Here is a 14,774-nt window from a genome sequence, read left to right on the forward strand (position 1 = left end):
GAATTGGAGTCGATAAACAGATGAAACCGATACGAAATTCCGCGAAGGCGGTCATCGTTCAGAATGGAAGGCTGTTCGTCATCCGTTTGGAGGATCAATACGGTGCAGCTTATGTTTTCCCAGGTGGAGGACAGGAGAAGGGTGAAGAATTGAAGGATGCGGTCGCCCGCGAATGCTTGGAGGAGATCGGACAGGCGGTAACCGTGGGAGACTTGCTTCATATCCGGGAATATATCGGGAAGAATCATGAGTTTGCCGAATGGGATGCTGATATACACCAGGTTGAATTTTATTTTGAATGCAGTCTGAAGGATGTGAATGCCACAGTATTTGAAGGCACCAATCCGGATGACAATCAGGTCGCGGTCGAATGGATCGCCCTTGAGGAGCTGGCTTCCGTCCGTTTGTATCCCCAAACGATTGGCGAATTGCTGCTGAAACGTGAACCATCCCGGATTTATCTTGGGGATATGAACTGATAACCTTTCCAATATTGTCACGTTTACGAACGGATTCATGGATTCACCATAGGTGGGGTGGGTACACTATAAGTACAGGCTTTTATGTCACAACAAACTTATAAATAAGCAGGCCGATGTTTACTCGATAACATCAAAAAATGTCCTTAAGATGGGTATTTAATGAGGTGTCCTGTAAGCCTATGGCTTAGCTATCTCTGTTTTGAAGAGCTGTGGGAGCAGTGAAGGGGACGGAATCGATTCTGAAGAAGCGTCAGCGGTCACGTTTGTCTCTGAATTATAACCTTACAACAATAAAATTAAGAAAATTTAGAGACAACAGTGATCGGAAGAACGATCCGTAACCGTAACGACTGCCCATATGTACTTCAAAACTACCCCCAAACCGAAAGGAGCATGTCCCATGAATAAGTCGGAACTCGAACAAAACATTGTAAAGGCATTGGAAAACAACCCTTTTTGCAGCTTCTCAACTGTGGAAAATGGTAAACCGAAATCCCGCTATATGGCGCTTTTCAATGATGGCATGAATATTCACTTGGCGACGAACCGCCGCACGCATAAGGTGGAGGAGCTGGAGAACAACCCGAATGTCAGTCTTTTGCTCGGCTATGAGGCGGGTGGCTCCAAAGAAGTGGTTGAGATCGAAGGAACCTGTGAAGTGACCAAGAATGAAAACCTGCGCGAAGAAGTGTGGAATGATGAACTGAAAGCATGGTTTGACGGACCGAACGATCCGAATTATGTGATTTTGGATATTACACCAGTACGCATTGAATATACAGGTAAGGACCATGAGCATCAGGTGTGGGAACAATAAAATAACCGAATGAAGTGCTCTCTGGCAGCACTGAATCATCGGATATATCTTGATGGACATATAAACCGTGAGGCCGCAGGGCTTCGCGGTTTTTTGCTGGCTAATGAGCAGGGGGAAATGGATACATATGTAAGTGTTATGTAATATACGTATTTAACACATCTCGTAAACTATATATTAACAAAAAAAGAGAGAATAATGTCGAAATTCCGCATGATTATGTAAAGTTGAACCCTTATGTGCGGATAATGTAAAAAATAATGCTTTTCAACCACGCTTCATTGCGTTATGATTTGGAATGTAAACGATACGCACAGATATGAATAGATGTTCATGTGAGATAAACTAACCTGAATTCAGCTGGTGAAGACCTTGATTTCAGCAAGCACAACCCATGAAATCTATGCTATTTCTGCGCCTATTCGTTTGCACACTATGGCATGATTCAATGTACATAACCGGGAGGGGTTATTTTGAAAAAGAACAAAAAAGTATTATCAAGCCTGACTGCCGCTTTGGTTGCATTAAACGTGCTTGCAGTATTTCCGGTACCTGTATCGGCTGCAGATGCTGCCAAAGTAAAATTGCGGATCATGGAAACCACGGACATTCATGACAATCTGCTTAATTACGACTACTACTCCGATAAAGAGACCGATCAATATGGACTCGCTAAAACAGCTACGCTGATCAAAAAAGCGCGTGATGAAGCGAAAAACAGCCTGTTGTTCGACAATGGTGACTTGATTCAGGGTAACCCGCTCGGAGACTATGTAGCCAAAATTGATCCACTTCAAAAGGGTGAGACTCACCCTGTATATAAAGCAATGAACCTGCTCGATTATGATGCCGGTAACATCGGAAACCACGAGTTTAACTATGGTCTGGACTTCCTGGACATGACGCTGGAGGGCGCCAACTTCCCTTATATTAATGCGAATGTCTATATCGATGACGGCGATGATGATGAAACGAACGACAAGAATTACTTCACCCCCTATGAAATTCTGGACAAAAAAGTAACGGATGAGAGCGGTAAAGAGCACACGATCAAAGTGGGTGTTATTGGATTCGTACCGCCACAAATCATGCAGTGGGACAGTGCTAATCTGGAAGGCAAAGTCATTGCCAAGGATATTATTGCTACAGCCAAGAAATTCATTCCGCAAATGAAGGCTGAAGGTGCAGACATTATCGTGGCCATTCCTCACTCCGGTTTTGAAGATATCCCTCAAACGGATCTGATGGAAAACTCGGTGCTGTACCTGAGCCAGGTAGAGGGCATCAATGCGATTCTGTTTGGACATGCCCACAAGGTATTTCCAAGTGCTGATTTTGAAGGCAAAAAGGGAGTAGATCTTGAAAAAGGCACCATCAATGGCGTTCCAGCGGTGGAGCCAGGCTTCTGGGGTGATCATCTCGGAATCATTGATCTTGATCTGGAGCTGGTGGATGGCAAGTGGAAAGTGGTAGATTCCGCGACAGAAGCACGTCCAATCTATGACACTGCGAACAAAAAGCCATTGGTTGACGCAGATCAGGAGATCATCGACGCGGTTCATGAAGAGCACGAAGGTACGCTTGAGTATGTACGTGGTCCGGTCGGAGAGACAACGGCTCCAATCAACAGCTTCTTCGCGTTGGTTCAGGATGATCCATCCATTCAGATCGTGACGAATGCTCAGAAATGGTACGTGGAGAAACACATGCAAGGAACCGAGTATGAAGATATCCCGGTATTGTCTGCAGGAGCTCCATTTAAAGCGGGCGGTCGTTCAGGTGCTTCGTACTATACGAATATCCCTGCAGGCACCATCGCAATCAAAAACGTAGCGGATCTGTACGTATATCCGAATACGGTACATGCCGTTCTGGTTAACGGTGCTGAAATCAAAGAATGGCTGGAATGGTCTGCAGGCCAGTTCAATCAGATCGACCCGGCTAAGGGTGGACAGCAGCAGCTGATCAACATGGATTTCCCAACGTACAACTTTGATGTTATCGATGGTGTAACGTATCAAATCGATGTGACTCAGCCTGCCAAATATGATTCCAAAGCAACCGTGGTAAATGCATCGGCTAGCCGGATCAAGGATCTGAGTTTCAATGGCAAACCGATCGATCCGGAGCAAAAGTTTATCGTGGCAACGAATAACTATCGTGCTTCTTCGTCCAAACTGGCCAACCCGGATGGTAAACGTATCGTTTTGGCAGCACCGGATGAGAACCGTCAAGTCATCATTGACTATATCCGTGATAACAAAACAATCAATCCGGCAGCGGATGGCAACTGGTCACTGGCACCAATTAAGCCTTCTGCAAGTGTAACTGCAGCAGCACTGAACGATCTTGAAGTGGTGTTTGCTTCTTCTCCGGATGCCAAAGCGCTGGTTGAAGCTAACCCGGCAATGTCGTTCATTGGTACGAATGACGAAGGTTTTGCCGAGTATGGCTTGAAATTGACTGGAGAAGCAGCGGTGACTCCTGAACCGGGAACGAAGCCTGCTCCAGCCCCAACACCTGCCCCAACACCAAAACCAGAACCGCAACCTGAGAAACCAGCAAGCGGCAAAGTGGTATATGTGGTGAAAAAAGGGGACAACCTGTACCGCATCGGCTTGAAATATGGTGTGGACTGGCGCAAGCTTGCCACAGCCAACAAAATTTCAAATGTACATCAATTGAAAGTTGGACAGAAAATCGTAATCCCCGCTTCTTAATATATAGCGGATACTGAAGGCCGACAGTCAACAGACTGGCGGTCTTTTTTACTGCAAAAATGTTTAAGACTGTAGCAAAAACGTTCATACCGGAAGTCATCAAAACACTAGAGATTAATTTTATGACCCATGCTATAATATTTACAAACTTTGGGTATATACCATTTAACATTAATTGAAATAGAAACATAAACCGGCAAGGGGGTTCTACATGAATTGCAGTGGCTGCAGTCCAATCTATCCAATTGAGGATCAAGGTACTCTGTATCTGCGTCCCGTTTTCCCCGTTTTGCTGGAATTGCTGAGAACGTTGGGTGTGCATGTTGAACATTCAGATGAAGTGATATGGATGAACTATACGAATGCCGAATCTGTACAAGACTGGCTGGAAGCCATACAGAAGCTCGAAGTCATCCGTCCGGAATCCATTACAGTACAGGTAACTCCAATTCAAGAACAGGCGGATCAAGCAGGCTGGATTAGTCTTCAGATGATGAAATCTCGATTCAAGCATGCAGATCTGGTATCGATTATTTTGAACACTCAATTCAGCAGTCATATGCAGCCTATTGTTGATGCCAATGAACAGATTGTCGGATTCGAGTTTTTGCTTCGACCTTCCGAAAATGGCAAGACGTTTAGCCCGTATAACTTGTTTGAGGTTGCCCGGGACACGGGTTTACATTCCTTTTTGGATCGGACTGCAAGAATCACAGCAATCGAAACAAGTGCAGCTTTTTTGCCTCATGGTGTTAAGCGCTTTGTGAATTTTCTGCCCTCCTCTATATACAATCCTGAATTTTGCCTGACCCATACGTTTGAAGCGATTGAGCGCTTGGAACTGGATCCCAAGGATTTTGTGTTTGAAGTTGTGGAAACGGAACAGATCCAGCATATGTCCATTCTCCAGCATATTTTTTCGGTGTATCGTTCCCGTGGAATGTCGGTAGCACTGGATGATGTTGGGGCAGGGTATTCGACCATCGAATTAATGAATCGGCTGGAGCCTGATTTTGTCAAAATTGATCGCAGTCTGATTGATCAGTGTGATCGTGACCCGGTGAAACAACAGCAAATTATGGATATTGTGCAGATGTCACGCCGATTCGGGGGACGTGTGCTTGCTGAAGGCATCGAACGCATGGAGGAATTCGATTTTTGTCGCTCCATAGGGATCGAGCTGGCTCAGGGATACTACTTTGGCAAACCGTCGCCCAAGCCGCCACAGGGCCCATACCGTCAAACATCTGCCTAGATAAATGCCATTTTAATGTGTACATATAAACAAGTCACTTCCAATTAGCGGAGTGGCTTGTTTGACATGTCGTGTAAATTATTGTAATCAAATAAATTTGAACTTAAGCCGATATATAAGATAACCCTATCGCGAAGATTTGGTATGAAGAGAAGGGTTAAGGTAGACATGGAGAGGGTCCTACATAAAAACAAAGAAGGATTGAACTTTTTAGAGGGGGAAAAGCAGATGGGGGAGAATCTGGACCAAGGGCAAGTGAAAAAGGCTGCCAAACCAGTCAAACAGAAAGAAAATAAAACAAAAAAGAAGAACAAGAAAAAGGGCTTTGTCTGGAGTATACGAAATAAATTGCTGGTATCCTTTCTGGCCGTACTGCTGGTGCCCAGTGTGACCATTGGAATGATCACACTGTTGATTGCCGATCGCACGGTAGAAGGTCAACTGATGGATAGTGCCAAACAAAGTGTAAGCACGACGAATTCAATTATTGAAACCCATGTCAATGCGAAGATTCACGATATCAATTATTTTGCCGAATCCATTCGGACGGACATGCTTAGCGGGGATGGTGGCCTTTCTGCATTGGAAGTGAAACTACAGCAGTATGTCGGATTGCATCCTGATGCGCTGAATATATTTGTAGGAACTGAAGATGGAACCATGGTTAGGGGGAAAGAAACAACCGGCAGTGCACAAGGGTCCAACTATGATCCAAGGGAGCGGGAATGGTACAAGCTGGCGATGGCCAACCCGGGCAATCCCGCTGTGTCGGCCGTGTCCAAGAATACGGATGGAGTAACGGTTGTGTTTATCTCCAAAACACTGGAAGATCAATCTGGTGTAGTAGGTCTGTCTTTGGATCTAACGGAACTTAGCGAACAGGCTTCCATTAAGGTGGGCAAGGAAGGGTACGTTATTATCATGGATCCGGAGAGAAATTATATCTCCTCACCTGTGGTGGAATCTGGCACGCAAGAAACGTCAGAGGCTTTGGACCCCATGTTTGCAGAACCAGAGGGATCATTCGATTACACCTACAATGGTGATTCCAAAATGATGATCTTCTCCACCAATGAAGCTACGGGCTGGAAGATTGGCGGAACGATGTTCCAAAGTGAATTGTCCCATGCCAGTAAAGACATTCGGATGGCAACCTTAATCGTCATTCTGGCTGCGACCTTCCTCACGCTAATTTTCATAATTTGGTTTACACGTTCCATGCTGCGTCCAATCCGGCGTCTGCAGGAGTCTGCTCGTGCGGTGAGCAAAGGGGATCTGACGGTCAAGATGGAAACCGGACGAAAAGATGAAGTCGGTGATCTCGCCAAGTATTTTGAGCGAATGGTAGATAACCTTCGAATGATGATTCTGGGTGTACAGGAGACGACGGAGCAGGTATCGGCTTCCTCTCAGGAATTGTCGGCGAGTGCGGAGCAAACGACCAAAGCCATTGAGCACTCGACACTTTCCATTCAGGAACTTGCGGAAGGTGCAGAGCAGCAGGTGAAGAGCGTGACGGACGGATCGGGCCAGATGAGTCGTATGGCCGAAGATGTCCGCATGATGTCTGAACGTGTGCAATCCATTACGCAGAACATGCGGAATACATCCGGAGCAGCTTATTCCGGTAATGAAGCAGCGGGACAGGCCATGGATCAGATGAGCAGCATTCAGGAGACAGTGGAACAGCTGGCGGTGGTGGTTCAGTCCTTGAATGCGCGGTCGACAGAAATTGGAAACATGGTTAATGTCATCGCCACCATTTCCAAACAGACCAACCTGCTTGCACTGAACGCGTCCATTGAAGCGGCGAGAGCGGGGGATGCTGGTCGCGGATTCGCAGTGGTAGCAGGTGAGGTTCGGAAACTGGCGGAAGAATCCGGCAGCTCTGCAGCACAAATCGGTGAACTCGTTCATAATATCCGTCTGGATATGGATGCCGCCATGGATGCCATGACAGCTGCCCAGACCCGGGTAGAGGATGGCATTCAGGCAGTAAATACTTCGGGCCAATCATTCGCACAGATTCGTGTGGCCGTTGAAGATGCAGCCCATACGCTCGATGATCTGTCTCAAACAACGAAGCAGCTGGAAGAAGGAGCGGCTCGTGTTGCCCAAGCTATGAATGATATTTCTGTCGTAACCCAGGAGAGTGCTGCGAATACGGAATCCGTATCGGCTTCCTCTGAGGAACAGCTGGCATCTGTAGAAGAGATTGCGTCATCATCCGCACATCTGAACAGTATGGCGGAACAATTGCAAGGCCTGCTGGGCATGTTCAAAATGGTGGAAGATACGCCGAAAAACAAGGACCAGGCATAACCCGGTGATATTACTTGTTCATAGAATAAAATAAAGATAGACAATCCTCCTGTTGCCCTGTATAACTATATCGTTGGTTTTTCTCTTAGATTGCGGTGTATTTATAATAGTAGTAATAGGGTGAAGGTACAGGAGGATTTATGACATACGTAGCTATACTAATCTTTGCATTAACCGTTGCGCTCGTGATCTGGCAGCCACGTGGACTGGGGATTGGCTGGTCTGCTTCAGGTGGAGCCGTGCTCGCCCTGCTATGTGGTGTCGTCAGTCTGAATGATGCCTCCGATGTGGCATCCATCGTATGGAATGCAACACTGGCATTTGTCGGCATCATTATGATTTCACTGATTCTGGATGAGACCGGGTTCTTCGAATGGGCTGCACTTCATATGGCGAGACTCGCTGGAGGGAATGGACGCAGACTATTCATCTATTCCATATTGCTCGGAGCAGCAGTGTCTGCTTTATTTGCCAACGATGGTGCGGCGCTTATTCTGACTCCGATTGTTCTCGCCATGGTGCGTGCGCTGAAATTCGATGAACGCATGGTACTTGCATTTGTCATGGCAAGCGGGTTTATTGCCGATACCACGTCACTGCCGCTGATTGTCAGTAACCTGGTGAATATTGTGTCAGCCGATTATTTTGGAATTACGTTTGTGGAGTATGCTGTGCGGATGATTGTTCCCAATATCTTTTCCATGGTAGCGAGTACAGGAATGCTGTATCTGTTTTATCGTAAAAGTATCCCTCATCGCTACGACATCTCCGCCGCTCGCGATCCCCAAGAAGCCATTCGCGATCCGCGGATGTTCCGTATTGCCTGGTATATGCTTGCGCTGCTTTTGATAGCCTACGTCTCAAGTGAGTTTCTGCCGATCCCGGTATCGGTTATCGTGGGCGCCGTCGCTCTGCTATTCGCCATATTGGCACGCAAGAGTGAAGCGGTTGACCTTAAACGTGTTGTCAAGGAAGCGCCTTGGTCCATTGTGGTCTTCTCGGTAGGCATGTACATCGTTGTATACGGACTGCGTAATGCCGGGTTAACAGATTATCTGAGCCGCTGGCTGGATGCCATAGCAGAGCATGGCCTGCTGGCTGCATCAGTGGGCATGGGATTGATTGCAGCGGTGTTATCATCGGTGATGAACAATCTGCCAACCGTGTTAATTAACGCACTGGCCATCCAGGATGCACATACCGAAGGCATTGTTCGAGAAGCGTTGATCTATGCCAACGTGATTGGATCTGATCTGGGTCCCAAAATGACGCCGATCGGCTCATTGGCCACATTGCTCTGGCTGCATGTGTTGTCGCGGAAGGGTGTAAAGATTACGTGGGGATATTATTTCAAGGCAGGTGTTATCCTGACGATCCCGACATTGTTGATTACCTTGGCTGGACTGGCCCTGTGGCTGTGGATTTTGAATTAGTAGAAAAGGCTGCTTTTCTCAGGTGCCATTGCACTTGAGGAGGGCAGTTTTTTTATTTTCTTCTATATATTGAAGTTTAAATATCATTAACAAAAAGTATTTACATTAGACCGGCCTTTTATTGGCTGGTCTTTTTCTATTTACTCACCTCTCCCAAGGCGGTGGATTGAAACGTCTGGAAACGACCAAACAAACCCGTAGCAGTGGAGGGGACGAAATCGATTCTGAAGAAGCGCTGGCCTGCTGCTTGAAGTTTTTTTACATTACATTGGAACGGAGAGGACAGCAATAATCTGTAGAAGCGAAGCGTTCGCGTTTATCACCGGATTTTTACCAAAGGGAAAAATAATGAAATCCGGGGATAACAGCGATCGGAAGATTGTTCTGTCAGCGTAGTGGCACGATGTAATTTACGTGAAGCAGAGCCAATACAGCGATCAGAAGAACGATCCGTAACCGAAACGGTCGCTCATGGAGTTATTTGCCTTCCATATATTTCAAAACACCGCCCATAATTTTAACATTGCGTTTACAAAACATTGATTTTGAGATGACATACCGAAACTACAATGATAAAAGAGTTGATGGTGAACAAACAAATTCACAAAACGCCATCACTACATTGGGGGAGGAAAACAAAACATGTTTAAAAAGTTGCCGTTTATTTTGATGACCTTAACGTTCGTACTGGTACTCGCAGCATGCGGATCCAAAAATGACGCTGGTACAGAGGGCGCTACAAGCAATGGTTCAGGATCAGGCGAAGCAGCTGCTGAGCTTAGCGGAAACATCCTGGCTGTTGGTTCAACAGCACTGCAACCTCTGGTAGAGCAAGCTGGACAAAAATTTATGGCAGTTGATGAATATAAAAATGTAACAGTGCAAGTGCAAGGTGGCGGTAGTGGTACGGGTCTGACTCAAGTATCCGACGGACAAGCTACAATCGGTAACTCCGACGTATTTGCAGAAGAGAAGCTGGAAGATGAAGCAAAAGCAAAAGAACTGGTTGATCATCAAGTAGCAGTAGTAGCGATCGCACCAGTAAGCAACAAAGATGCAGGTGTGGAAGATCTGACGAAACAACAATTGATCGATATCTTCTCCGGTAAAATTACAAACTGGAAAGATGTTGGTGGTGCAGACCAAGCAATCGTTATTGTTAACCGTCCAAGCAGCTCCGGTACTCGTGCAACATTCGAGAACTTCGCTCTGGGAACAAAAGTTGAAGATATTCAAGGATCCATCCAAGAAGATTCCTCAGGTACAGTGAAGAAGCTTGTATCCGAGACTCCAGGCGCAATTGGTTACCTGGCACTGTCTTACCTCGATGACAGCCTGCAAGTATTGAAATACGAAGGCGTTGAAGCAACAGTTGAGAACGTAGAAGCTGGAACATATCCAGTATGGGCTTACCAGCACATGTACACAAAAGGTGAGCCGGATGCAGCGACAAAAGCATTCCTCGACTACATGCTGAGTGACGAAATTCAACAAAATGATGTAACGGAACTGGGTTACATTCCGGTATCCGGCATGAAAGTAAAACGCGATGCAGCAGGTAACCTGACTCAATAATCTTTGAACTTGCTCATACAGCGAGAGAGGCGGACTAAGGTCCTGCCTCTTTGCGCGGTTTGAACTGAAATAATCCCATATTTTACATTACTCTATTATAGAAGGATGGTTGTTATGGAACAGACCGAAGGGGGAACGGTAATGAACAGCAAGATCAAGTCACGCCGGCCCTTGAGAGAGAAACATTTCTGGGAAGAGTGGACAGGACGGATCTATACGTCGATTTGTGTCGTATTGTTGATCGTTGTCATGTTTTCCATCGTTTATTTTGTGGCGTCCAAGGGTCTCTCCACCTTTTTTAAGGATGGTGTGAGCCTGAGTGAATTCCTGTTCGGCAAAACGTGGAGTCCATCATCAGAACCAGCAGCCTATGGAGCATTACCGTTCATCACCGGTTCCTTCACAACCACCCTGCTGGCCGCGTTGATTGCAAGCCCGCTCAGTTTGTGTGCGGCACTCTTCATGACGGAGATCGTACCGGGTAAAGGGAAAAAGATACTGCAGCCTGCCATTGAATTGTTGTCCGGTATTCCGTCTGTCGTTTACGGTTTTATCGGTCTGAGTGTTATCGTGCCTCTATTGCGCAGCATCTTCGGCGGAGCCGGCATCGGGATTGCAGCCGGATGTCTGGTTCTATCCGTAATGATTCTGCCTACCGTAACAAGCATTATGGCCGATGCTCTGTCTGCTCTGCCCAAAGGCTTGCGTGAATCGTCCTACGCTCTGGGCGCTACGCGCTGGCAGACGATCTACCGCGTTATTATTCCAACGGTTCTTCCAGCCTTGCTGACAGGGATCGTTCTGGGGATGGCTCGTGCCTTCGGTGAAGCACTCGCCGTACAGATGGTTATCGGTAATGCACCGCATGTACCGACATCCTTGCTTGAATCAGCTTCAACATTAACAAGTGTAATCACCCTGAGTATGGGTAACACCACAATGGGTTCGGTTCATAACAATGCACTCTGGAGTATGGCGCTTGTCCTGCTTGTGATGACGTTTGTATTCGTCATTCTGGTTCGTTTGCTCGAAAGGAGAAACCGGGTATGAAAATGAAGGCGAAAACGGTCGATAAAATTGCTACATCCGTCATAGTTGTTTTGGCCTTGTTCATCGTGGTATTGCTGCTCGGTTTGCTGGGATTCATCCTGTTCCGGGGAGTAGGGCAAATCAACTGGCACTTCCTGACGAGTGCGCCGCAGCTGCTCAAAGGGGGCGGCGGGATTGGACCACAGCTCTTTAACTCCATCTTCCTGTTGATCTTAACGCTTATTATCACCATTCCGCTCGGTTGGGGCGGAGGAATCTATATGGCGGAGTATGCGAAGCCAGGCAAGATTACAAGTTTTATCCGATTGGTTGTTGAGGTATTGTCCTCCTTCCCGTCGATCGTTATTGGTTTGTTTGGTCTCTTGTTGATTGTAAATACGTTCGGCCTCGGCTTCTCCCTGATCTCGGGTGCCATGGCGCTCGCGATATTCAATCTGCCGCTCATGGTGCGGACAACGGAGCAGGCTTTCCGGGCCGTTCCGAAGGAACAGAAGGAAGCGGGCCTGGCACTGGGCCTGTCCAAATGGAAAATCATCACGTCCATCCTGCTGCCTGTGGCGCTGCCAAGCTTGATTACAGGTACAATCCTGGCTTCCGGCCGGATCTTCGGTGAAGCGGCAGCCCTGATGTTTACGGCAGGGATGAGCAGTCCGCCGCTGGACTTCACGGATTGGAATCCGACAAGCCCAAGATCGCCGCTTAACCCATTCCGTCCGGCAGAGACACTTGCCGTTCATATCTGGAAAGTCAACAGTGAAGGCATCGGGCCAGATTCCAAGGAAGTGGCAGCCGGAGCATCTGCGGTGCTTGTTATCCTTGTACTGGCATTCAATTTGAGTGCGCGCTGGATCGGCCGGGTTGTATACCGCCGCATGACAGCTTCGAAATAAGGAGGAACCAACATGGCCATACCTTTTGGTACGGAACAGTTAAGCATATATTATGGGCATTTCCAGGCAGTCAAGCAGATCAGCCTCGCGTTTCCTGAAGCCAGCGTTACCGCGCTGATCGGACCTTCCGGTTGCGGTAAATCCACGTTTTTGCGGTCCCTCAACCGCATGAACGATGAGATTTCCGGTTCCCGCACAGAGGGGCACATCTGGATGGATGGTAAAGACCTGAACGAGCCAGGCACCGACGTGATCAAATTGCGCCAGAAAATCGGCATGGTGTGGCAGAAGCCAAACCCATTTCATAAGTCCATCTATAACAATATCGCGTTTGGCCCCCGCTACCGCGGTATCAAAGGCAAGAAGGCACTGGATGAAATCGTGGAGAAAAGCTTGCGCCGCGCCGCGCTGTGGGATGAAGTAAAGGATCGACTGAATGAGTCCGCACTGTCTCTCTCTGGTGGACAACAACAGCGTCTGTGTATTGCCCGCGCATTGTCTGTTGATCCTCAGATTTTGCTGCTCGATGAGCCGGCATCCGCGCTGGACCCGGTATCAACGGGTAAAGTGGAGGAACTCATTTCCGAGCTTAAGAAGGATCTCCGCATCGTAATCGTAACCCATAATATGCAGCAAGCAGCACGCATCTCGGATTATACAGCGTATTTTTATCTGGGAAGCATGATTGAACACGGGGATACGGAACATATTTTCACCAACCCCGACAACCGTTTGACGCAAGAGTACATTATGGGACGTTTCGGTTAAGGAAAGTGCATTACATTGGATGGAGTATAATATAGAGTCATAAACAGAGAAGAAAGCATAACACCCAAACGGCAACGTATGGGGTTATGCTTTTTATATTTTAGGAGTGGTAGAGTTTGCCATAACAAAAACAATCATGCTACGATAACCAGAGTTACAAGATAATGAGTAGCACTGATCTGATCTATATTTCTGAAGGTAGAGATGACAAGTTGGATATCTAGAATTCCGAAGGAGATGTTGATGATAACAACAGACCACGAACGATTCCTGGACAGCTTGGTAGCGGATGCGATAACACATTATCCCTTAAGGAAGCCCGTTGCCTCCTTTATCCGTCACAATGAGAACCTGACATATCACATTATGGACGAAGCAAGTGGACAGAAGTATCTGCTGCGTATACATAAAGCTGCTTATGCAAGCATGACCGGTATTCAACATACACGTCCGGCGCTGGAAGCGGAGATGAATCTCCTTCATGAATTAAATTCAACGACTGATCTACGCGTGCAGCACCCTGTTCGTAATCTGTCTGGAGATTGGGTTACCGTCTGCTTCCTGGAAAACGGGGAGGAAATCTGCTGCACCATGCTGGAATGGATTGAAGGCAGGGACATTCAGCAAGGAGAGCAGCTGACAAGAGAGCAGATTCATGACTTGGGGTTACAGATGCAGACACTTCACCACTATGGTCGTATGAAGGATACGCTTGATACAGCCGCCGCCGGACCAGATGCGAAGGAAGGCTGGACAGGCCAGACTGAAGTTCGTCCATCATATGGAAGTATCAAGGAAAATCTGAACATGCTTGGGCAGCTTGAGGAAGGTGTCAGATTGGGCATATTTACACTTGAGGACTTTGCCTTGATACGTGAGACATTTGCGAATATCAACAACCAGCTGGAAGCATATCCTACTCGCCCAGAGACATGGGGAGTGATTCATGGTGACATCACCCGGGGGAATCTGCTGGTGACGGAACAGGGAATCTCCATGATCGACTTTTGCTTATATGGTGATGGCTATTATCTTTTCGATGCTGCAGGTGCAGCCTTGATCTTCAATCGGGAAGAACGGGATATCTTCCTGTCGGGTTATACCAAACAAACAGCTCCGCTTATCGAACAAGAGATCAGGCTGATGGAAGGATTCATGCTGATTTTTACGTTCGGTTACTATGCCTTCCAGATGGCCAACGAGTCCAGACATGAATGGATGAAGGATCGGATGCCGAAGCTCTGCAGCAAATACTGCAGACCCTACGTCGAGAACCACAGTATCTTCTATGAATTATAAGATCGTTATTTAATACAGTAATGAAGGCATCACGACATCACAACATTATGACCACATGCTTCAGCCAATATAATTGGGGCGTCCTGAACTCAGGGGGCTCTTTTTGTATACTCTTGGCTTTTTTGCTTCAAGAACCATTTATGAAGAAAGTATAAACTCTGCG

The 14,774-nt window shown here is 47.1% G+C and carries 11 protein-coding genes; all 11 read left to right on the forward strand.

The window, feature by feature from the left end; genetic code table 11:
* The first annotated feature begins 20 nt into the window (after nt 1-20).
* The gene (locus tag F4V51_RS02285; RefSeq protein WP_153976676.1) at nt 21-479 is read left to right on the forward strand and encodes an NUDIX domain-containing protein; all 459 of its coding nucleotides are present in this window, start codon (nt 21-23) and stop codon (nt 477-479) included.
* 403 nt (nt 480-882) lie between these two features.
* Nucleotides 883-1,299, forward strand: a complete 417-nt coding sequence (locus F4V51_RS02290) for a pyridoxamine 5'-phosphate oxidase family protein (RefSeq protein ID WP_153976677.1) — start codon at nt 883-885, stop codon at nt 1,297-1,299.
* A 473-nt stretch (nt 1,300-1,772) separates the two neighbouring features.
* Nucleotides 1,773-4,019: a bifunctional 2',3'-cyclic-nucleotide 2'-phosphodiesterase/3'-nucleotidase gene (locus tag F4V51_RS02295; protein ID WP_153976678.1), complete on the forward strand. Its 2,247-nt coding sequence runs from the start codon at nt 1,773-1,775 to the stop codon at nt 4,017-4,019.
* Nucleotides 4,020-4,230: 211 nt separating this feature from the next.
* Nucleotides 4,231-5,274 (forward strand): EAL domain-containing protein, encoded by a 1,044-nt coding sequence (locus F4V51_RS02300; RefSeq protein ID WP_153976679.1) that lies wholly within the window; start codon nt 4,231-4,233, stop codon nt 5,272-5,274.
* Between the two features lie 228 nt (nt 5,275-5,502).
* The gene (locus F4V51_RS02305; protein ID WP_153976680.1) at nt 5,503-7,596 is read left to right on the forward strand and encodes a methyl-accepting chemotaxis protein; all 2,094 of its coding nucleotides are present in this window, start codon (nt 5,503-5,505) and stop codon (nt 7,594-7,596) included.
* 140 nt (nt 7,597-7,736) lie between these two features.
* A complete protein-coding gene (locus tag F4V51_RS02310; protein ID WP_153976681.1) occupies nt 7,737-9,029 on the forward strand; it encodes an arsenic transporter in 1,293 nt (430 codons plus the stop codon).
* Nucleotides 9,030-9,671: 642 nt separating this feature from the next.
* Nucleotides 9,672-10,604: a phosphate ABC transporter substrate-binding protein PstS family protein gene (locus F4V51_RS02315; RefSeq protein WP_153976682.1), complete on the forward strand. Its 933-nt coding sequence runs from the start codon at nt 9,672-9,674 to the stop codon at nt 10,602-10,604.
* Nucleotides 10,605-10,718: 114 nt separating this feature from the next.
* Nucleotides 10,719-11,654, forward strand: a complete 936-nt coding sequence (pstC, locus tag F4V51_RS02320; protein ID WP_236146679.1) for a phosphate ABC transporter permease subunit PstC — start codon at nt 10,719-10,721, stop codon at nt 11,652-11,654.
* 2 nt (nt 11,655-11,656) lie between these two features.
* The gene (pstA, locus tag F4V51_RS02325) at nt 11,657-12,544 is read left to right on the forward strand and encodes a phosphate ABC transporter permease PstA (protein ID WP_095291810.1); all 888 of its coding nucleotides are present in this window, start codon (nt 11,657-11,659) and stop codon (nt 12,542-12,544) included.
* Nucleotides 12,545-12,556: 12 nt separating this feature from the next.
* A complete protein-coding gene (pstB, locus tag F4V51_RS02330) occupies nt 12,557-13,312 on the forward strand; it encodes a phosphate ABC transporter ATP-binding protein PstB (RefSeq protein ID WP_095291715.1) in 756 nt (251 codons plus the stop codon).
* 243 nt (nt 13,313-13,555) lie between these two features.
* Nucleotides 13,556-14,611, forward strand: coding sequence for a phosphotransferase enzyme family protein (locus F4V51_RS02335; RefSeq protein ID WP_162009875.1), 1,056 nt, complete (start codon nt 13,556-13,558; stop codon nt 14,609-14,611).
* The last annotated feature ends 163 nt before the right edge of the window (nt 14,612-14,774 follow it).

The organism is Paenibacillus xylanilyticus (genome assembly GCF_009664365.1).
Classification (GTDB): domain Bacteria; phylum Bacillota; class Bacilli; order Paenibacillales; family Paenibacillaceae; genus Paenibacillus; species Paenibacillus xylanilyticus_A.